Annotated in this window: 19 protein-coding genes and 1 tRNA gene; 8 read left to right on the top strand and 12 right to left on the bottom strand. The window is 70.8% G+C overall.

The features are described 5' to 3' along the window. A complete protein-coding gene (locus ACQUS7_RS08390) occupies positions 1 to 243 on the bottom strand; it encodes a sulfurtransferase TusA family protein (protein ID WP_435146298.1) in 243 nt (80 codons plus the stop codon). Between the two features lie 203 nt (positions 244 to 446). On the opposite strand from ACQUS7_RS08390, the gene ACQUS7_RS08385 reads away from it, so the two are divergent. The 4 genes from ACQUS7_RS08385 (at position 447) to ACQUS7_RS08370 (ending at position 3,085) form a co-directional block, all read left to right on the top strand. Next, on the top strand, positions 447 to 1,625 hold the full coding sequence (locus ACQUS7_RS08385; protein WP_435146296.1) for an MBL fold metallo-hydrolase: 1,179 nt from the start codon (positions 447 to 449) through the stop codon (positions 1,623 to 1,625). Positions 1,626 to 1,627: 2 nt separating this feature from the next. Continuing rightward, positions 1,628 to 2,122 (top strand): YeeE/YedE family protein, encoded by a 495-nt coding sequence (locus ACQUS7_RS08380; RefSeq protein WP_435146294.1) that lies wholly within the window; start codon positions 1,628 to 1,630, stop codon positions 2,120 to 2,122. Continuing rightward, the gene (locus ACQUS7_RS08375; RefSeq protein WP_435146292.1) at positions 2,119 to 2,580 is read left to right on the top strand and encodes a DUF6691 family protein; all 462 of its coding nucleotides are present in this window, start codon (positions 2,119 to 2,121) and stop codon (positions 2,578 to 2,580) included. Before ACQUS7_RS08380 ends, ACQUS7_RS08375 begins: the two co-directional genes overlap by 4 nt. Before the next feature lie 103 nt (positions 2,581 to 2,683). Next, complete coding sequence (locus tag ACQUS7_RS08370) at positions 2,684 to 3,085, top strand: helix-turn-helix domain-containing protein (protein WP_435146290.1); 402 nt, start codon at positions 2,684 to 2,686, stop codon at positions 3,083 to 3,085. Positions 3,086 to 3,351: 266 nt separating this feature from the next. On the opposite strand, the gene ACQUS7_RS08365 is transcribed toward ACQUS7_RS08370, so the two are convergent. Next, positions 3,352 to 3,426: transfer RNA gene (locus ACQUS7_RS08365), tRNA-Arg, on the bottom strand. A 112-nt stretch (positions 3,427 to 3,538) separates the two neighbouring features. On the opposite strand from ACQUS7_RS08365, the gene ACQUS7_RS08360 reads away from it, so the two are divergent. The 3 genes from ACQUS7_RS08360 (at position 3,539) to ACQUS7_RS08350 (ending at position 5,582) form a co-directional block, all read left to right on the top strand. Beyond that, positions 3,539 to 4,372, top strand: coding sequence for a geranylgeranylglycerol-phosphate geranylgeranyltransferase (locus ACQUS7_RS08360; RefSeq protein WP_435126017.1), 834 nt, complete (start codon positions 3,539 to 3,541; stop codon positions 4,370 to 4,372). Between the two features lie 138 nt (positions 4,373 to 4,510). After that, positions 4,511 to 5,119 (top strand): RAD55 family ATPase, encoded by a 609-nt coding sequence (locus ACQUS7_RS08355; protein ID WP_435146288.1) that lies wholly within the window; start codon positions 4,511 to 4,513, stop codon positions 5,117 to 5,119. Between the two features lie 40 nt (positions 5,120 to 5,159). Further along, positions 5,160 to 5,582, top strand: coding sequence for a CoA-binding protein (locus tag ACQUS7_RS08350; RefSeq protein ID WP_435146286.1), 423 nt, complete (start codon positions 5,160 to 5,162; stop codon positions 5,580 to 5,582). 42 nt (positions 5,583 to 5,624) lie between these two features. On the opposite strand, the gene ACQUS7_RS08345 is transcribed toward ACQUS7_RS08350, so the two are convergent. Further along, entirely contained in the window at positions 5,625 to 7,544 is a 1,920-nt protein-coding gene (locus ACQUS7_RS08345; RefSeq protein WP_435146284.1) for a response regulator, read from the bottom strand. Positions 7,545 to 7,631: 87 nt separating this feature from the next. Next, positions 7,632 to 8,345: a metal-dependent hydrolase gene (locus tag ACQUS7_RS08340; RefSeq protein WP_435146404.1), complete on the bottom strand. Its 714-nt coding sequence runs from the start codon at positions 8,343 to 8,345 to the stop codon at positions 7,632 to 7,634. Between the two features lie 154 nt (positions 8,346 to 8,499). Here ACQUS7_RS08340 and ACQUS7_RS08335 point away from each other — a divergent pair, with 154 nt between their 5' ends. Further along, entirely contained in the window at positions 8,500 to 9,237 is a 738-nt protein-coding gene (locus tag ACQUS7_RS08335) for a fumarylacetoacetate hydrolase family protein (protein WP_435146282.1), read from the top strand. A 179-nt stretch (positions 9,238 to 9,416) separates the two neighbouring features. Here ACQUS7_RS08335 and tpiA read toward each other — a convergent pair whose 3' ends face one another. The 8 genes from tpiA to hisC form a co-directional block, all read right to left on the bottom strand. After that, positions 9,417 to 10,061, bottom strand: coding sequence for a triose-phosphate isomerase (gene tpiA / locus ACQUS7_RS08330; protein WP_435146402.1), 645 nt, complete (start codon positions 10,059 to 10,061; stop codon positions 9,417 to 9,419). Positions 10,062 to 10,150: 89 nt separating this feature from the next. Then, positions 10,151 to 12,211 (bottom strand): type II secretion system F family protein, encoded by a 2,061-nt coding sequence (locus ACQUS7_RS08325; RefSeq protein WP_435146280.1) that lies wholly within the window; start codon positions 12,209 to 12,211, stop codon positions 10,151 to 10,153. Continuing rightward, complete coding sequence (locus ACQUS7_RS08320; RefSeq protein ID WP_435146278.1) at positions 12,204 to 13,865, bottom strand: type II/IV secretion system ATPase subunit; 1,662 nt, start codon at positions 13,863 to 13,865, stop codon at positions 12,204 to 12,206. Before ACQUS7_RS08320 ends, ACQUS7_RS08325 begins: the two co-directional genes overlap by 8 nt. Before the next feature lie 165 nt (positions 13,866 to 14,030). Then, entirely contained in the window at positions 14,031 to 14,555 is a 525-nt protein-coding gene (locus ACQUS7_RS08315) for a multiprotein bridging factor aMBF1 (protein WP_435125999.1), read from the bottom strand. A 126-nt stretch (positions 14,556 to 14,681) separates the two neighbouring features. Next, on the bottom strand, positions 14,682 to 15,527 hold the full coding sequence (locus ACQUS7_RS08310; protein WP_435125996.1) for a DUF7504 family protein: 846 nt from the start codon (positions 15,525 to 15,527) through the stop codon (positions 14,682 to 14,684). An 83-nt stretch (positions 15,528 to 15,610) separates the two neighbouring features. Next, entirely contained in the window at positions 15,611 to 16,231 is a 621-nt protein-coding gene (locus ACQUS7_RS08305; RefSeq protein WP_435146276.1) for a CDP-alcohol phosphatidyltransferase family protein, read from the bottom strand. After that, positions 16,228 to 16,752: an adenylate kinase family protein gene (locus ACQUS7_RS08300; protein ID WP_435146274.1), complete on the bottom strand. Its 525-nt coding sequence runs from the start codon at positions 16,750 to 16,752 to the stop codon at positions 16,228 to 16,230. The genes ACQUS7_RS08305 and ACQUS7_RS08300 overlap by 4 nt, the downstream gene beginning before the upstream one ends. Beyond that, positions 16,749 to 17,843: a histidinol-phosphate transaminase gene (gene hisC / locus ACQUS7_RS08295; protein WP_435125987.1), complete on the bottom strand. Its 1,095-nt coding sequence runs from the start codon at positions 17,841 to 17,843 to the stop codon at positions 16,749 to 16,751. The genes ACQUS7_RS08300 and hisC overlap by 4 nt, the downstream gene beginning before the upstream one ends. Between the last annotated feature and the right edge of the window lie 64 nt (positions 17,844 to 17,907).

The following is a 17,907-nucleotide window of genomic DNA, read 5'->3' as shown; positions in this document are numbered from 1 at the left end:
TCACTCCGTCTTGCGGACGTAGTGGCGGTAGACGTCCGCGTCCTCGCGCTGGTCGACCAGGTCGACGCCGGGAGTCGCGTCCGCCCACCCGCTGAGGTCGCTCACGCTTCCCGGGTCGGTGGCGGCGACCTCGAGGACGGCTCCCGCGTCGAGCGCGTCGACGCGCTGTTTCGTCTTGACGACCGGCATCGGACAGTTCTCTCCTTTCACGTCCAGCGTCTCGGTGACTTCGTAGTCAGTCATGGTATTGACTTCAGTGCCCAATATCGCTGACCGCCTGAAAAGCGTGTCGGTAGTCGTTCTCCAGATGGACAAGACCATTCCGTCGATACCGCCCTGGTACAACGTACTGTCCCCAATACCCTTTTCACGGAAAACAGAATAGTGTAGGAGGCACAATTCTATGCAAAGCCTTATTTTTCGCTGGCCGATAGGCTGCGGTGACGATGACTGCTGAGGACACCTCCGACTCCGACGAATCGGTCACGACGGTCGCGCCCGCGGAACTCCGCGAGCGAATCGAAGCCGGCGAGGACGTGTTCGTGCTCGACGCCCGCTCCGCTGACGAGTTCGCGGAGTGGCGGCTCGGCGGCGACGACGTCGACGCCGTGAACCACCCGTACTTCGAACTGCTCGACGGCGTCCCCGAGTCGGTCCGGTCGTCGCTTCCGGACGACCGCCGCATCACCGTCCTCTGTGCGAAAGGCGGCGCGAGCGAACTGGTGGCGTCCAGGCTCGACGACGCTGGCTTCGACGCGGAGCACCTCGAAGGCGGGATGCGCGGCTGGGCGCGGCTGTACGAGCGCACCGAACTGGACGCCGGCGGCGACGCGACCGTCGTGCAGTACCGGCGGCCGTCGAGCGGCTGTCTCGCCTACCTCGTCGCGGCCGGCGGAGAGGCGGCCGTCGTCGACCCGCTCCGGGCGTTCGCCGACGAGTACGTCGCTGACGCCCGGTCGCTCGGCGCGGACGTCGAGTACGCCGTCGACACGCACGTCCACGCGGACCACGTCTCCGGGGTCCGCGAACTCGCCGCCGAAACCGGGGCGACCGCGGTGCTGCCGGCGGCGGCCGCCGACCGCGGCGTCGACGACGAGGGGTACGTCACCGTCGACGACGGCGACACGATCACCGTCGGCGACGTCGCTGTCGACGTGATTCACGCGCCCGGCCACACCTCCGGGATGACCGCCTACCGCGTCGGCGACGTGCTGTTCACCGGCGACGGCCTGTTCACGGAGAGCGTCGCGCGGCCCGACCTCGAAGACCCGGCGGCCGCCCGCGACGCCGCCCGGACGCTGCACGCCAGCCTCACCGACCGGGTGCTGTCGCACCCCGACGACGTCGTCGTCGCGCCGGCGCACTTCAGCGACGCCGCGACGCCGAACGCCGACGGGTCGTACACCGCCGACCTCGGCGCGCTCGCCGACGCGCTGCCGGCGCTCTCGATGGAAAGAGAGGAGTTCGTCGAGCACGTCGTCTCGGACATGCCGCCGCGTCCAGCGAACTACGAGGAGATCATCGCCACCAACCTCGGCCGGCGGGCGCCGGACGACGAGGAGGCGTTCGAACTGGAACTTGGCCCGAACAACTGCGCCGCCAGCGACGGGGCGCTGCCGAACTGACGATGGAGCCGATTACCGCGGCGCTCGGGCTCGAATTGTACTTCCCGCGCGGCGTCGTGCCGTACCTGCTCGGCGGCCTGCTCGTGGGGCTGGGCGCGGCCATCATCTACCTCACCACCGGCATCATCGCCGGCGCGAGCACGTTCCTCGAATCGACGCTGTCGTACGTCTCGGACGTCCCGCGGTTCAACCGCGCGTCGTACGTCCGGTCGCGCGACTGGCGGCTCGTGTTCACCGTCGGCATCGTGAGCGGCGCCGCCGTCTACGGGCTCGTACTCGACCCGGGCGTCTGGACGACCGACGTCCAGTGGTGGCGGCTGCTCGGCGGCGGCGTCCTCGTCGGCATCGGCACCCGGCTCGGGAAGGGCTGTACGTCGGGCCACGGGGTCTGCGGCGTCGGGTCGCTGTCGAACACGTCGCTGGTGAACGTCGCGACGTTCCTCGCGGTCGCCATCGGGACGGCGCAGCTCGTCGCCGCGCTCGGGGTGGCGCCGTGAGCGACGACCGGTCCAGTCCGCTGGTGCTGCCCGCCATCTACCTCGGCGGGCTCGTCTTCGGGTTCGGGCTCGCGATTAGCGGCATGGCTCGACCGGAGGTCGTCCTCGACTTCCTGCAGTTCGATGACTTCGGCCTCCTGTTCGTGATGGGCGGCGCGGCCGTCGTCACCGGCGTCACGTTCGCCGTCGGGACGCGCTACCTCGACCGCGCGCCGCTGACCGGGCGGCCGTACACGCGGCGGCTCAAGGAGTTCGACCGGAACGTCGTCGCCGGCGGCGTCGTCTTCGGGGTCGGCTGGGGCGTCTCCGGCATCTGCCCCGGCGCCGCGTACGCCAGCGTCGGCATCGGGAACCTCCCCATCCTGTGGGCCATCACCGGGATGTTCCTCGGCGCGTACATCCACGGGTACGCGCGGTCGCTCGGCGGCGACGCCGCGGGCGACGCGTCCGCGAACTGAGCCGGCTCCGGAGCCGGGCCGCGTCTCGATACGGCTCCAACACCGCAGTATTGTGGTTTCTGTGCAAACACTTTTGCCGGCGTACGGCTAACTCTCGGCAACGATGGCTGACTCGATGAGCGAGATGCTCCGGCGGGACATGGAGTGTGAGGGGCTGCTGGAGTGTTTCCACGGCCTGAAGGAGATCGACAAGGAGGTGTTCCGGCTGCTGAACGACCGCGACGAGCCGCTCACGGTCGACGAAATCGCCGAGCAGATAGACCGCGAACGCTCGACCGCCTACCGGGCGGTGCAGCGGCTGCTGCAGGCCGGATTCCTGCAGAAAGAGCAGGTGAACTACGAGCAGGGCGGCTACTACCACGTCTACCGGCCGCGCGACGCCGAGGAGATCGCCCAGGAGATGCAGCGCACCCTCAACGACTGGTACGCCCAGATGGGGCAGCTCATCGGGGAGTTCAACGAGAAGTACGCCGACGAGCCCGAACCGACCGCCGCCGAGTCCTGAGTCGGTCGCCTGAACCGCAGGGTGCAGGAAACGGGCTCCCGTAGCCGGGTCGTAGAGTTCGCTCGCAGGAACAAACCGAGCTTCACGCACGGAGAATCACCCCCCGATTTGCGAACAAAACCAGGCCACGGCTCGGGGCCGCAACGTGGTACGCGTTTAGTTCCGCAGAAAGTGGTGGAACCGTCTTCCCCGGAAGCGCCGAATCCGGCAGCGAGCGGGCCGCTACCGAGAACTCAGGGTTAGCGTCGAATGACGCCGTGAGAGAATGGGCGCTGCAGGATTTGAACCCGCGGCAGCTTGGTCCGAAGCCAAGTACTCTGTCCAGGCTGAGCTAAGCGCCCGTACTGCGTTCTATACACGTCTCTCGTTTAAGCCCCGCGGTTCGTCGTGGAGTTGCGGACGTGGCGGCGGCGGGTCGCGCGTTTTATTGTGTCGCCGGCGGGAGTCGGCGGTATGTCGAGGCTCGGCGGGTATCTGGAGCTGACGCGTCCGGGGAATGCGGTCGCTGCGGGCGTGTTGCCGTTCATCGGGGCGTTCGTGGCGGGCGGGCTGGACCGTCCGGGAGCGGTTGGGTTGGCGGTTGCGGCGACGGTGTTCGCGACTGCCGCCGGGAACGCGGTGAACGACTACTTCGACCGCGACGTCGACGCGGTGAATCGGCCGGAGCGGCCGATTCCGAGCGGCCGGGTGTCGCCGCGCGGGGCGCTGGGGTTCGCGGCGACGCTGTTCGTCGGGGCGGTGCTGGCGGCGGTGACGCTGCCGGTGTTGGCGGTCGCGATTGCGGTGGTGAATCTGGTGGCGCTGGTGGCGTACACGAAGCTGTTCAAGGGGCTTCCCGGGGTCGGGAACGTCGTCGTGGCGTACCTCACCGGGTCGACGTTCCTGTTCGGTGCGGCGGCGGCCGGCGGGCTCGCGTCGCAGGTGTGGACGCTGTTCTGGCTGGCGGCGGCGGCGACGTTCGCGCGGGAGGTCGTGAAGGACGTGGAGGACGTGGCGGGGGACCGCGAGGAGGGGCTGCGAACGCTCCCAATCGTGGTGGGGGAGCGGGCGGCGCTGTGGGTGGCGTTCGCGGTGATGGCGGCGGCGGTGGCGGCGAGCGGCTTGCCGTACGTCTGGGGGACGTTCGGCGCGGCGTATCTGGCGGTGGTGGTGCCGGCTGACGCGGTGATGCTCGGGGCCGTTACGTGGGGGTTCCGGGAGCCGCGGGCGGCTCAGCAGTGGCTGAAGCGGGGGACGTATCTCGCGGCGGTCGCGTTCGTGGTCGGTCGGCTCGCACAGCTCGCGTAGGGCGCGGGACGGGACTCCCCAATCAGAAAGAATAATACCCGGTCACGGTTTGGTGCCTATAGTTGATGACTCCCGGCTCGAGGACGCGTCAGAGTCACTTTCGACCGGCCGTGACCGGCGAGTCTACGGGGAACAGGCATGTATGAGGTCGACGCGCTGGACACGCGGATTTCTCCGGGGTCGAACGTTCTCGTATCCGGGCCGCCGCTGACCGGGAAGCGCGAACTCGCGCTGGACGTGCTCGCGGAGGGGACGCGTCGGGGGGAGGGCGCGATCATGGTCACGACGAAGGACGGCGCGAAGCGGCTGCTGGAGCGGTACGGGCGCCGCGTCGACTACGAGGGGAAGCCGGTCGCGGTCGTCGACACGGTGACGCGCCAGCAGGGGGTCGGGGACGTCCGCGACGACGACCGCATCAAGTACACGTCGTCGCCGGTCGACATGACCGGAATCGGGATCAAGCTCTCCGAGTTCCTGGAGGAGTTCTATCAGAACCGCCGCATCGAGCGGAACCGCGTCATGGTCCATTCGCTGTCGACGCTGCTGATGTACTCGGACCTGCAGACGGTGTTCCGGTTCCTGCACGTGTTCACCGGCCGGATTCAGAGCGTCGACGGCCTGGGGCTGTACTGCATCGACTCGACGGCGCACGACGACCAGACGCTGAACACGCTGAAGCAGCTGTTCGACGGCGTTATCGAGACGCACGAGGAGGGCGAGCCGACGGTTCGGCTCGCCGAGGCCTGAGCGCGAACCACTTTTGCGGGCCGCGTCCGTTGGGGGAGCCATGCCTGTCACGGACGACGACGGTCTGCGAGAACTGCTGTCGATGGACCCGGTCGCGGTCGTCGGCTGCTCGACGACGCCCGGGAAGGCGGCTCACGACATCCCGCGGTACCTCCAGGACCACGGCTACACTGTCATCCCGGTGAATCCGTACGCCGACGAGGTGCTCGGCCGGCCGGCCGCGGACACGCTCGCCGACGTGGATGAGGACGTCGAACTGGTGGACGTGTTCCGGCCGAGCGACGAGGTGGGCGGCATCGTCGACGACGTCGTCGCACGCCGGGAGGAGCGCGGCGACGTCCGCGGCGTCTGGCTGCAGCGCGGCATCACTGACGACGACGCGCTCGCCCGCGCCGAAGACGCCGGGGTGGTGACGACGCAGGACCGCTGCATGAAAGTCGAGCACCGGCGGCTCCGCGGCTGACCGCGCCGGTGAACGTCGCCGCCGGTGGTCGATTGCCGGCGGTCAGTCGGCGTCGACGCCGGTCAGTTCGACGCGGAAGCCGCCGTCGTCGGCGTCGGTGACGGCGACGTCCCAGCCGTGGGCGTCGGCGATGCGTTTCACGATGGGGAGCCCGAACCCGGTCCCGGACGCCGACGTCGAGTAGCCCGGCGTGAACAACTCGTCGGCGTCGTCACCGGCGGCGCCGACGCCGTCGTCCGAGACGGCGAAGCCGTTCGGAAGCGCCTCGACGGTCACGGTGATGTCACCCGCCCCGTCTGCGCCGCGGGGCGCAGCGGTGCCTGGAGCCGGGACGCCAGCGGCGTTGTGCTCGATGCTGTTGCGGAACAGGTTCTCCAGCAGCTGCCTGAGTCTGGCTTCGTCGGCGCGGACCGTCCGGGTGCCGTCGACGACGAGCGTGGCGTTCGGCGTCCGGACGGTCTCCCAGCTCTCCGCGGCGACCGATTCGAGGTCGACCGGTTCGACCGTCAGCGACTCCGGGCCGTCGCGGGCGAGCGTCAATAGCCCCTCGATGAGCGCGAACGCCCGGTCGAGCGCCCGAGCCGCGGTTTCGAGGTCGGGGTCGTCGCAGCGTTCCAACGCGAGGTCGACGTGGCCGTCGGCGACGGTGAGCGGGTTCCGCAGGTCGTGACTGACGACGGTGGCGAACTCCTCGAGCCGCTCGTTCTGCCTGCGGAGTTCTTCGGTCCGCTCGATTCTGTCGAGCGCCTCCGCGGTGTGCGAGACGAGCAGTTCGGCGAGCGCCCGGTCGTTCTCGTCGAACGCGCCGGGAGCGTCAGAGACGGCCTGGAAGACGCCGTGGTCGCCGATGGGGATGCTGAGCCCGGCGCGGTAGTCGCCCTGCGGGTTCGCCTCCGGGTGGTCGGCGGCGTCGTCGACGACGAACGACTCGCCGGTCCGGTACGTCTTCCCGACGAGCCCCTCCTCGACGGACATCGGGGTGGCGCCGTCCGGCGGGACGCCCGACGAGATGGCGACGACGGGGAGCCGGCCGTCCGATTCGAGGTTGATGACGCAGAGGTCGAGGTCGAGGACGGTTTCGGCGGCGTCGATGGTGCGTTCACACACCGCCTCGACCGTCTCGTCCCCCGAGATTTCGGTGGCGACCGTGTGCAGCTCCGCGAGCGCGCGCTCGTGTTCGCGGCGGTTCGTGACGTCGGTGATGAACCCTTCGATGGCTTCGAGGTCGCCGCCGTCGTCGTAGAGGCCCTGTCCGCGCTCCCACATCCACTTGGTCGCGCCGCCGCTCGTCACGATTCGGTACCGCACCTCGAACGAGCCGTCCTCGGCGAGTCCGTCCTGCACCGCGGTCCACATCCGGTCGCGGTCGTCCGGATGCAACACCTCTTCGCCCCAGACGACGTCGCCCGACTCAATGGCGTCGGCGGCGTAGCCGGTGAGCGTCTCGCATTCGCCTTCGACGAACTCCATCGGCCAGTCGGGTTCGTTCCGGCAGCGGTACACCATCCCGGGGAGGTTCCCGATGAGCGTCTCCAGCCGCCGGTTCCGCTCGGCGAGCGCCCGTTTCGACCGCGCGGCGTCGACCGCGTTGCGGACGCGGTTCGCGAGCAGCGCGTACTGGTCGCTGCCGCCGCCTTTCTGGAGGTAGTCCGTGACGCCGGCGGAGATTGCTTCACTCGCCAGCTCCTCCGAGCCCTTCCCGGTGAACAGGATGAACGGCAGGTCCGGCGAACGGCTGCGGACCGCTTCGAGAAACTGGATGCCGTTGCGGCCCGGCATGTCGTAGTCGGAGACGACGCAGTCGACGTCCTCGGACAGCCTGTCGAGCGCGTCGCCGGCGTCGTGCTCCGTCACCACGTCGAACCGGTCGTCCTGCCGTTCCAGTCGGGTGGCGACCAGCTCCGCGAACGTCGGCTCGTCGTCGACGTGCAGCACCCGTATCCGGTCGCCTGTCTCGCTCATGGGCGTGGAACCAACTGGTCCGGTGTTCGCGGCTCCCGCGTAAAAATCTGCCCTCGGGTCGCGGCGTCCGGGCCGGCGGGAGTCGGGCTACTCCAGCGTGAACGTCTCGTCGCCGCCGAGGACGGCGACGTCGGCGTCGCTTCCGGTCGCGGCGACCTCGCGGACGAAGTCGTCGGTGTCGATTTCGATGGGCGGGAACGTGTCGTAGTGCATCGGGAAGGCGTGGTCGACGCCGAGCCAGTCGACGGCGACGGCGGCCTGCGCCGGCCCCATCGTGAAGTGGTCGCCGACGGGGACCGCGGCGGCGTCCGGTTCGAGGAACGTCCCGACGACGTCGCGCATCTCCGAGTGCAGGCTGGTGTCGCCGGCGTGGTAGAACGTCGTCGCCTCCTCGTCGCTCTCCTGGGTCGGCTTCGAGTCGGAGACGACGTAGCCGGCGGGCATTCCGGCGGACGCGCCGTAGCCGGTTTCGATGCCGTTCGAGTGGTCGGCGCGCACCATCGTCACGTACGCGTCGCCGAGTTCGACGGTGCCGCCGAGGTTCATCCCGGTGGAGTCCTCGACGCCGTACTCGTCGGCGAGATACCCCGTCAGCTCCGGCGTCCCGACGACGTGGGCGTCGCGGAACCGGTCCACGTCGGCGATGTGATCTGCGTGGCCGTGCGTCAACAGCACGTGGTCGGCGTCGACCTCCTCCGGGTCCGTCTCCGTGTACGGGTTGTCGAAGAACGGGTCGATGAGCAGGTCGGTGTCGCCGAGCGAGACGTGCCACGTGGAGTGGCCGTGCCAGGTGAGTTCCATTGCGGTCATCGCGTCCGGTCGTTCGGCCGAATCACACATAAATTCGTCCGCCGGACGCCGACGGAACGGCGCCGCCCGGAACCGTCCGGCGGCCGCCCGCCGCTTGCTCGCCGGGTTCGCTGGGACTAAGCCGCCCGGCGCCGTCGGCTCGCGCATGCGCTACGCCCGAATCAGCGACCCCGCCGGCGTCACTCGGCGCGGCGAGTACGTCGAAGGCGTCGTCAAGGCCGCCGGAGAGACGTTCGACGTCAGCGACCCGGACGTCGACCTGCTGCCGCCCTGTGAACCCACCAAAATCGTCTGCATCGGCCGGAACTACGCCGCCCACGCCGAGGAGCGCGACGCGGACGTCCCGGACCGCCCGATGCTGTTCTTGAAGCCGCCGAACACCGTCGCGGCTCCGGGGTCGACCGTGACGCTGCCCGCCGGCAAAGAGCAGGTGGAACACGAGGCCGAACTCGGCGTCGTCATCGGCGAGCAGGCCCGGAACGTCGACGCCGACGACGCCTGGGACGTCGTGGAGGGGTTCACGTGCCTCGACGACGTGTCGAACCGCGACGACCAGAGCCGCGAGCAGAACTGGGTGCGCGGCAAGGCGTTCGACGCCGCCGCCCCAATCGGCCCGGTCGTCGCCGACCCGGAGGACGTTCCGGCGGACGCGTCCGTCGAACTGCGGCTGAACGGCGACACCAGACAGCGCGGCACCCGCGACCAGTTCATCTTCGACGTCCCGACGCTCGTCGAGGAGATCACGACGTACCTCACGCTCGAACCCGGCGACGTCATCTCCACCGGGACGCCGGCCGGCGTCGGGCCGCTCAGCGACGGCGACCGCGTCGAAGTCGAGGTCGAAGGCGTCGGCGTCCTCGAACACACCGTCCGGTCCGCCTGACGCCGGACCACGGCGATTTTTCTGGACGACGCAACGCTCGCCGAGAGTACCGTTCACGCCGCACCGAGCCACGTCTGGCGTCGGCGGCGGTGCACTACAGAAATCGGGCGGCGGTCCTGTGAGGCGGGACGGGCGGCCGATTCGAGACCGGTGGCCGATTCGAGACGGGCGGCCGCGGCTCAGAGCGGCGAGACGAGGTCGCGGAGCACCGCCCGCGGGTCGTCGGCCTTCGCGACGCCGGAGGCGAGCAGGACGCCGGTGGCGCCGAGGTCCGCGGCGGCGGCGACGTCGTCGCCGGTGGAGACGCCCGCGCCGCAGAACAGGTCGACGTCGCGGTCCACGGCGGTGACGGCGGCGACCGACTCCTCGACGACGGCCGGGTCGGCGGACGCGACGGAGACGTCGCCGCCGATGAGCGCCGGCGGTTCGACGGCGACCGCGTCGGGGCCGAGCGCCGCCGCGGCGCCGGCCTGCGGCGGATTGTTCGCGCAGACGATGGTTTCGAGGTCGGCGCGGTCGGCCGCCGCGAGGCTGTCGTCGATGGCGGCGAGCGTGACGCGGCGCTCGGAGTGGTTCAACAGCGTCCCCTCGGCGCCGGCGTCCGCGGCGGCCTCCGCGAGCGTGCTGCCGGTGTGGCTGCCGTGGCCGTTCGGGGAGACGTGCTGCGCCCACGTCTCGACGCCGGTCTCCGCGACCGCGGACAGGTGCGCCGCCTGCGGCGCCACGGCGATTCTGGCGCCGGACTCCTCGGCGACGTCGCGGGCCGCCTCGGCGATTTCGACCGGGTCACACGGGTACGCTTTGAGGTTGACGAGAACGAACACGTCGGACATGGTCGACTGGTTGGCGCGCCGCCTGAAAAGTGCCGGCGGTCCCGGCGAAAGTGATGCTCGGCCGGCCGGGTTCTTCGCGGCTACATCACGGCGACGAGCGCGACGGTGCACACCGCGGCGAGCGCGGCGGCGTACTTCACGCCGCTCGCGACGCGGTCGTCCACGAGTTTCCCGACGAGCAGCCCGTTCGTGACCGCCTGAATCAGAGTCGCGTGGACGAACAGCCGGCGGTACGTCGTCGTGTCGACGGTGCCGACCGACAGCGACGTCCCGCTCAGCCCGGCGTCCGACGACGTGACGAACTCCGCGATGGCCGGCAGGAAGTGCGACTCGAAGAACAGCACGATGCCGAGGAAGACGAGGACGCCGATGACCGCGACGAACGCGTACGGCCGCATCTGCCGCTGACGCCGCGCCCGGAGGTCGTTCCGCGTCTCCAGGTCCTCCGCGACGATAGAGAACACCGGCGCGAGGTCGTCGGTCGCGTTCACCGTCTCCCTGACGAGCCGTACGACCCGGGTGACCGACGGGACGCCGAGCCGCGACTCGAACCGGTCGAGCGCGCCGCCGACGTCGTCGGTCCAGTCGATGTCGCGGGACACCCGCTCCAGTTCCGTCGCGAGGTCGCCGGACGTCCGCGCCGCCACGAGCCCGAACGACTCGGCGAGCGGAACGCCGTTCTCGTCGGCGTCCGCCAGGATTTCGAGCGCGTCCGGGAACCGCCGGCGGACCGACCGCTCGTACGACCGCTTCCGGTGGTACGCGTACGAGAACGGCGCCGCCGCGACGAGGAACGGCACCGTGAACAGCACGGCGGACCGGACCGCCGGCCCCGTCGTGAACGACCCGACCACGCCGAGCAGCGCCGCCACGGCAGCCGCGCCGACGGGGACCGTGACGAGCAGCGTCGCGGCCGGCCGCTCGCGCATCAGTTCGACCGGCTCCGTGAGGATTCGTCGCCACCGCTCGCGGCGCCGCGACCGCTCGTACGCCGCGACTCGTTCGTCCTCGTGGGTCGACGACTCGAACAGCGAGGCCGCCGCGGTGACGCCGTCGCGCGCCTCGCCGAGCTGCTGCCGGTACGGCTCGTACAGGTACGAGACGCCGAAGCCGACGGCGACGACGGCCGCCGGAATCACGCCGTACACCAGCAGCCGCAGCGGCAACAGCAGCCCGGCGCGCACGAAACTGACGACCAGCAGCGTCACCAGCAGGAAAATCGGGCCGGCGAACACGACGGTCACGTACACCTCCGCAAGCGTTTCGAGGTCGTCCAGGAGCTGCTCCTGTTTCTGCGCGGCGAGTTCGAGGTGGCGGTCCGCCTCGGTTTCGAGGAAGCTGTCGACGTCGCCGCCGGTCTCGACGACCGCGACCAGTTCGTCGAAGAACGACGACGTGGCGTCGCCGGGCGTCCGCTCGCGAGCGGCCGTGAGCGCCGAGAGCAGGCTCCGGTCGAACCAGGTGACGTCGGCGACGACGTCGTCGAACGCCGCCGCGGGCTCCCGGTAGACGTCGCGGGCGTCCGCGAGCCGCGACGACACCGACAGCAGGTTCATGCCGCCGTGTGACAGCGCGTACAGGAAGATGACGGCGTGCGGCAGCATCAGGTCGGCGCGCCGCGCACGCTGCCGCGCGCGGACCGTCGGGTACCAGCGCCGACCGAGCCACACGCCGGCGCCGGCGACGACCGCGCCGCCGACGCTGAGCGCGACGCCGACCGCGAGGAGGGCCGCGCCGCCGAGCGAGCCGGCCATCGAAGCCGCGAGAAGCGCCGCGAACAGCACCCCCGCCAGCGCGCCTCCCGCGGTCGCAGCGGCGGCGAGCCGTACGCTCCGAGCGAGGTACTCGTCGACCGTGTTCGTCGACCGGTTCGCGCGGAGCGCGGCGGCCAGTCCGCGGTAGTCGTCGGCGCGGTACCGGAAGTATCCCTGCAGCCGGCCGTACTCCTCGCGGAGCCGCCGCTCGCTGAGGCTCGGGTGTCGCTCCGGGATGCCGAACGACAGCGGTTCCGCCGTCGCCGGACCGTGTTCGTCGGCGTCCGACTCCGCCGTGCCGGCCGCCGAGGAGTCATCGGTGCCCGTTCGGCTGTCAGCGCCTTCGGCGGCTGCTTCGTCGCGGCGAGACCGGTCAGGGTCAGACATCCTGGACCCGAACCGGCCGCGTCTCCGGAATCGGTTCCTCGTCGAGTTCGTCCAGCACCGCGTCCGGTCGCCGGGCGAACCGGAACAGCCGGTTCGTGACGGCCTCGTATCCGGTGGTGTCGCTGCCGACGAGGTGGCCGAGCAGCCGTCGGCGGCGCTCCAGTTTCGTCCGGAGCTCCGCGTCCGTCCAGCCCTGCTCGCGGGCGACTTCGGCGAGCAGCCGCGACGCGCTCCGCTGGGAGGTCTCGTCGGCCGTCGGGTCGTACGCGAAGACGGAGCGGAGCTCCGGCCGGCTCTCGTCCGGGTCGTCTGCGGGGTGGACCTCGGTGAGCGACCGGTTCTTCCGGACGCGGTCGCCGTCGACCTCCATGAGGTGCTGGACGGCGACGACGTCGATTTCGGCCGCGAGTTCGTCCGGGATGGACAGCGGGTCGTTGCGGAGGCGGCGCAGCGCGTCGTCGGCGGTGTCGGCGTGGAACGTCGAAAAGCCGGCGTGGCCCGTGCCGACCGCCTGGAAGAACGTGTAGACGACCTCCGGGTCCGTCCGGAGCTCGCCGACCAGGATGTGGGTCGGCCGCTGGTGGAGCGCCTCCGAGAGCAGCCCGTACATCCCGACCTCCGGGCGGCCGTCGCCGACGTCGGACTCGCGGGTCACGTTCGAAATCCAGTTGTCGTGCGGCAGCCCGATTTCGCGGGTCTCCTCGATGCTCACCACCTTCGCGTCCGGCGGGACGAACAGCGAACAGGCGTTCATTGACGTGGTCTTCCCGGACGCCGTCGGCCCGACGAACAGCACCGAGCGGTTGTGTTCGATGGCGAGCCAGAGATACGCGAGCTCCTCGACGGTGTACGTGCCGAGCCGCGCGAGCTCCGGCGGCGTGAACGGCTCCTCGCGGAACTTCCGGACCGTGAAGTTCGAGCCGCGGGTCGCCACGTCGGTGCCGAGCGTCACCTGAATCCGCGACCCGTCCGGCAGCGTCGACGTGAGCAGCGGCCGCGACGCCGACAGGTGCCGGCCGGTCCGCTGAGCGAGCCGAACCGTCATCTCGTCGAGCCGGTCGTCGCCCCACGACCGGTTCGTCTCCAGGTTCCCGTGGCGGTCGTGGTAGACGAACGCCGGGACGTCCGCGCCGTCGACGTGGAGGTCTTCGACGTGCGGGTCCTGCATGAACGGGTCGATTTCGCCGTAGCCGAGGAAGTCCCGTCGGAGGTAGTACGCGACGACGTGACGGACGCCCGGGTCAACGTGGCGCGCCTCCTCGGCGAGCAGCGACTCGAAGTCCTCGCGGAACCGCTCGCGGCCCTGCTCGGCGGAGCCGTACTCGTCGTCGAGCAGCCGCGTCCGGACGCGGTCGGCGACGTCCTTTCTGACGTGCGACTCGAACTCGTCGAGGGCCGGCTCCGTGACGACGTACCGCTGTTCGCCCGACTCGGGATCGCCGAACAGCGCGACGTGCGCAAACGGCTCTCTCACCCAGTAGTCGTCGACGAGGTCGAACGACTCGGGCCACGCGAACTCGAACAGCGACTCGCGCAGATACGACTCGTCGGGCCGGCCGAGCGGCGACGACGCCCGCAGCGACGCCGCGGCGTCGTCGAGCACGGCTGACCGCAGGGCGTCCGTGTCCGCGTCACCAGCTGCATCCTCACTCATCGGTCAGACTGTCGGCGAGACGGAATCGACCGTGAAAAGACCGGTGGCGGAACCGCGGAGTCGCGGCGACGGCCGGAAACAGGAAGCAACGGGGGCGGTACGAGGCGGCGCGGACGCAGACCGAGGGACGTTCGCGTCGGCGGTCGGCTCGTCGGCGGTCGGCGGTTACTCGTCGTTCCGCTTGACGACGTCGCCGAGCGTCATCGTCCCCGAGGAGTCGGAGGACCACTCGGAGTCTTCGACGTCCTCGCCTTCGGTGAGCGAGATGCCGAGCGCCTTCTCCAGTTTCTCCTGGACGTCGTCGCTCGGGAGGATGTCGCCGCGTTCGAGTTTCCGGATGACGGACGCCTTCTCGTTGAGCTGGTTCGCGAGTTCCTCCTGGCTGAGGCCGGCGGACTCGCGGGCGTTCCTGATGCGGTCGTCGTAGTCGGAGGCGACGGTCTCCATGTCGTCGAACATGTCCCGTCGCCGCTGAGACGACGAAGACGAGGTGGAAGACGAAGATGCAGAGGAAGACGAGGAGCTGCTGCTCGAAGACGTCGAGTACTTCGTCGACGCCGACGACGTGGACTCGGTCCGGACCTCCGTCCCGAAGTCCTTGCAGTCGTCACACAGCTCCAGCTCGGCGCCCTCGACCTTCGTGGTGGTCAGCGAGGGCTTCTCCGCGCCGCACATCTCACACTGGGGCATACCTCCACCTAGCGGGTACCCCGCTATAAATGGTGTGCCCCGGCGACGTGACGCTCCGCCGCGGCAGCGCGGCCGACGGCGACGTGATGCCCCGCTGCGGCGACGACACCCTCCTCCCCGCGCGGGTCAGCCGAGCCGGCTCCACTCCGTCACGCCCCAGCCGTCGATGCTCCAGCGCTCCTCCGGGACGCCGTCCGCGCCGCCGCGGAGCTGGACGACGGCGTCGACCGCGTCGCCGAGCGCGTCGGTCACGTCGCCGACGACCGGGTCGTCCCGCGGCGCGTCGACGTCGGAGACGGGGCGCGGCAGGTGGAAGTGCGCCAGGCCGCCGCGGTCGCGGGTGGCCGCGGCGAGTTCGCGGAGGAGCGCGTCGGCGGCGTCGTCGCCGAGTCGGTGGCGGAGCTGGTCGACGCGGAACAGCCCGACGCGGAGTTCGAGTCGGTCCAGCGACCCCTCGCTGCCGGCGAGCGCGTCGAGCCGGCCGAACAGCGCCTCGCGGACCGGTCCGGCGTCGTCGGTTCGGAGGCGGTCGACGGCGCGGTCGTCGCCGGGGCCGTGAGCGCGGCCGTCGCCGCGGACGTCGCCGGACGCGGACCGCGGGTCAGCGGGGCCGAGCCGGACGGCCGCGGCGTCGTCGTGGGCCGCGGTGACAGCGCCGGGCAGCCATGCGTCGGTCCGGGCGGGCGGATTCGTCAGGCAGAGCAGCCGTCTGCGTCGCCGCGACGGCACGCCGAAGTAGCGCGACGTCGCGACCCGGAACGCCGCCGTCGGCGCGTCTCCGGTGACGAGCAGCCCGCAGCCGGATTCGAGCTCCGCCAGCGCCGAACCGAGCGGTGACGTGTCGTCGCCGCGCGCCAGGTGCGGCGGGTCAGCGCCTCGGCCCGCTCGGACACGGCTGCTGCTGGCGGCGCCGTCGGGTCCGGGGCCTTCGTCGCGGTTCTCTCCGGCCGTTCCGTCGGTCCGCCGCGTCATTATTCACAGTATTCGTTTCGTGTATCAAAAACGTTCGCCCGCTCAACGACCCGCGGATGCCCGGGCGAATCGGGCGTCGACCGCTACTCGTTGAGGACGCGCCAGGCGCCCCAGAACCGCTGCACTGCGGTGAAGTGGCCGACGAGCGCGAACACGACGAGCAGCGCCGCGACGACGCCGTAGCCCGCGACCAGCGGCCCCGGAACCACCGCGGCGGCGACGCCGACGACGCCGATGAGCGCCAGCCGGTCGGCGCGGCCGAGCAGCCCGCCGTACTCGCGGCCGATTCCGACCGCCTGAATCTGCGTCCCGAGGTAGGAGGTCATCAGGACGCCGGTGACGGCGGCGAGCCCGAGCGCGTACCGGTCGACGCCGGCCGCGAGGCCGACGAGCATCGCGATGTCGGCGTACCGGTCGAGGACGTGGTCGAGCAGGTCGCCGCCCGACGACGAGACGCCCTGCGCCCGTGCGAGCGCGCCGTCGACGAGGTCGAGCCAGCCGTTCGCGAGCACCAGCAGCGACCCGGCGAGGTACAGTTCCGGAGCGGCCGTCGGGGCGTCGAGGCCGAAGGCGACGCCGGCGGCGACCGCGCAGGCGAACGCGAGCACGCTCACGCCGTCAGGCGTCAGCCCGAGCCAGTCTGCGACGCCGACGAACGGCTTCAGGCCGCGCTCGGCGACCGGGCGGAGCTGGTCGAGCGTCATCGGTACGCCACGAAGTCCACGTCGCCGGCGGACGGGTCACGCTCCCCTGACGCCACCGCCTCGATGGCGGCGGCGACGTCCGACGGCGACGCGTCGGTCGCGTCGATTTCGTACACCGACTCCGTTCCGTGACGGTCGACCGCCTCCGCGAGCACGACGTCGAGCGCCTCGGACTCGCGGTTCTCGCGGGCCTTCGGCTCCGGTTCGCCGCGGTCGAGCAGCCGCTCTTCGAGGACGTCCGGGCGGCACCGCAGCACCACGACGCGGTCCGCGTCGAAGCGGTGAGCGAGGTGTGAGTCGACGACGACGTGCTCGGCGTCCGGGTCCGGGTCGTAGTCGTCGAGGCGCGACGCGACGGCGTCGAGGTCGGCGACCAGCGAGTCGCGCTCCTCGTCGCGCTCGACGGTGAGGCCCTCCTCGCGGATGACGTCGTTGAGGTGGACGACGTCGTAGTCGTCGCCGAGCAGGTCGGTCGCCGTGGACTTCCCGGTTCCGGGCGTCCCGGTGACGGCGATTCTCATGCGTCCGCCTCGGGCCGGAGTTCGGCGAGCACGTCGTTCAGCGTCTCGACCGCCGTGCGGGTCTGCGCCTCGGTTCCGCACGAGATTCTGACGCAGCCGGGGAGACCGAACGAGGACGTGTCGCGGACGATGACGCCGCGTTCCTGTGCGGCCTCGGCGACGGCGGTGCCGTCGCCGACCTCGGCGAGCACGAAGTTCCCCGCGGAGTCGAACGTCGGCGCGTCCAGTTCCGCGGCGATGTACTCGCGCGCCCACTCCGCCGACTCGACGGAGCGGTCGACGTGCGCCTGGTCGTCCAGGGCGGCCGAGGCGGCGGCGAGACCGACGGCGCTCGCCGCGAACGGCGTGTTGACGCGGGCGTACACGTCGGCCCACTCCGCCGGCACGACCGCGTAGCCGATGCGGAGCCCGGCGAGCCCGTACGCCTTCGAGAACGTCCGCGTGACCGCGAGGTTGTCGTGTTCGGCGAGCAGTTCGACGGCGGTCGGCGTGTCGCTGTACTCCGCGTACGCCTCGTCGACGACGACGAGCGTGTGGTCCGCGACGGCGTCGAGCAGCGCCGCCAGTTCCTCGCGCGGCAGTTCGGACCCGGTTGGGTTGTGCGGCGTCGTCACGTAGACGATGCGTTCGCCGTCGTAGGCGCCGAGGACGCGGTCTGCGGTCTGCGCGAAGCCGTCGGCCTTCCGCAGCCCGTACGTCGCCGCCTCGCCGTGGTGGTACCGGGCGCTCATCGAGTAGTACGAAAACCCCGGTTCGGGCGCCAGCACGCGGTCGCCCGGCTCCAGCATCGCCCGCGAGAGGTAGTCGAGCGCGCCGTCCGCGCCGGGCGTCACCCACACCTGCTCGTCGGCGACGTCCCACCGCTCTGCGAGCTGTTCGGTCAGGTCGGTGTGCGCCGCCTTCGGGTAGACGTTCACCGAGTCGGCGGCGTCCCGCACCGCCTCGGCCGCCTTCGGCGACGGCCCGTGCGGGTTCTCGTTCGAGGAGAGCTTCACCAGCTCGTCGGGGTCCAGCCCGAGGTCCCTGGCGACCTCCTCGACGCCCCGGCCCGGGACGTACGGCGTGTTCGCTGAGAGGTCACGCGGCTCCATGCGTCAGCGAAGTGGACGCCGACGCTTAAGCGTGCCCACAGCGCGACGCGGCGGACAGAACCGC

This window comes from Halobaculum sp. P14 (genome assembly GCF_051195155.1).
Taxonomy (GTDB): domain Archaea; phylum Halobacteriota; class Halobacteria; order Halobacteriales; family Haloferacaceae; genus JBNTKA01.
This window is presented reverse-complemented; position numbering and strand designations above follow the sequence as displayed.

Excerpts from the sequence above, each read along its gene's own strand:
- ACQUS7_RS08390 (WP_435146298.1), bottom strand. The coding sequence starts at position 243 with ATGACTGACTACGAAGTCACCGAGACGCTGGACGTGAAAGGAGAGAAC.
- ACQUS7_RS08385 (WP_435146296.1), top strand. The coding sequence starts at position 447 with ATGACTGCTGAGGACACCTCCGACTCCGACGAATCGGTCACGACGGTC.
- ACQUS7_RS08380 (WP_435146294.1), top strand. The coding sequence starts at position 1,628 with ATGGAGCCGATTACCGCGGCGCTCGGGCTCGAATTGTACTTCCCGCGC.
- ACQUS7_RS08370 (WP_435146290.1), top strand. The coding sequence starts at position 2,684 with ATGGCTGACTCGATGAGCGAGATGCTCCGGCGGGACATGGAGTGTGAG.
- ACQUS7_RS08360 (WP_435126017.1), top strand. The coding sequence starts at position 3,539 with ATGTCGAGGCTCGGCGGGTATCTGGAGCTGACGCGTCCGGGGAATGCG.
- ACQUS7_RS08355 (WP_435146288.1), top strand. The coding sequence starts at position 4,511 with ATGTATGAGGTCGACGCGCTGGACACGCGGATTTCTCCGGGGTCGAAC.
- ACQUS7_RS08350 (WP_435146286.1), top strand. The coding sequence starts at position 5,160 with ATGCCTGTCACGGACGACGACGGTCTGCGAGAACTGCTGTCGATGGAC.
- ACQUS7_RS08345 (WP_435146284.1), bottom strand. The coding sequence starts at position 7,544 with ATGAGCGAGACAGGCGACCGGATACGGGTGCTGCACGTCGACGACGAG.
- ACQUS7_RS08340 (WP_435146404.1), bottom strand. The coding sequence starts at position 8,345 with ATGGAACTCACCTGGCACGGCCACTCCACGTGGCACGTCTCGCTCGGC.
- ACQUS7_RS08335 (WP_435146282.1), top strand. The coding sequence starts at position 8,500 with ATGCGCTACGCCCGAATCAGCGACCCCGCCGGCGTCACTCGGCGCGGC.
- ACQUS7_RS08325 (WP_435146280.1), bottom strand. The coding sequence starts at position 12,211 with ATGTCTGACCCTGACCGGTCTCGCCGCGACGAAGCAGCCGCCGAAGGC.
- ACQUS7_RS08320 (WP_435146278.1), bottom strand. The coding sequence starts at position 13,865 with ATGAGTGAGGATGCAGCTGGTGACGCGGACACGGACGCCCTGCGGTCA.
- ACQUS7_RS08315 (WP_435125999.1), bottom strand. The coding sequence starts at position 14,555 with ATGCCCCAGTGTGAGATGTGCGGCGCGGAGAAGCCCTCGCTGACCACC.
- ACQUS7_RS08310 (WP_435125996.1), bottom strand. The coding sequence starts at position 15,527 with ATGACGCGGCGGACCGACGGAACGGCCGGAGAGAACCGCGACGAAGGC.
- ACQUS7_RS08305 (WP_435146276.1), bottom strand. The coding sequence starts at position 16,231 with ATGACGCTCGACCAGCTCCGCCCGGTCGCCGAGCGCGGCCTGAAGCCG.
- ACQUS7_RS08300 (WP_435146274.1), bottom strand. The coding sequence starts at position 16,752 with ATGAGAATCGCCGTCACCGGGACGCCCGGAACCGGGAAGTCCACGGCG.
- hisC (WP_435125987.1), bottom strand. The coding sequence starts at position 17,843 with ATGGAGCCGCGTGACCTCTCAGCGAACACGCCGTACGTCCCGGGCCGG.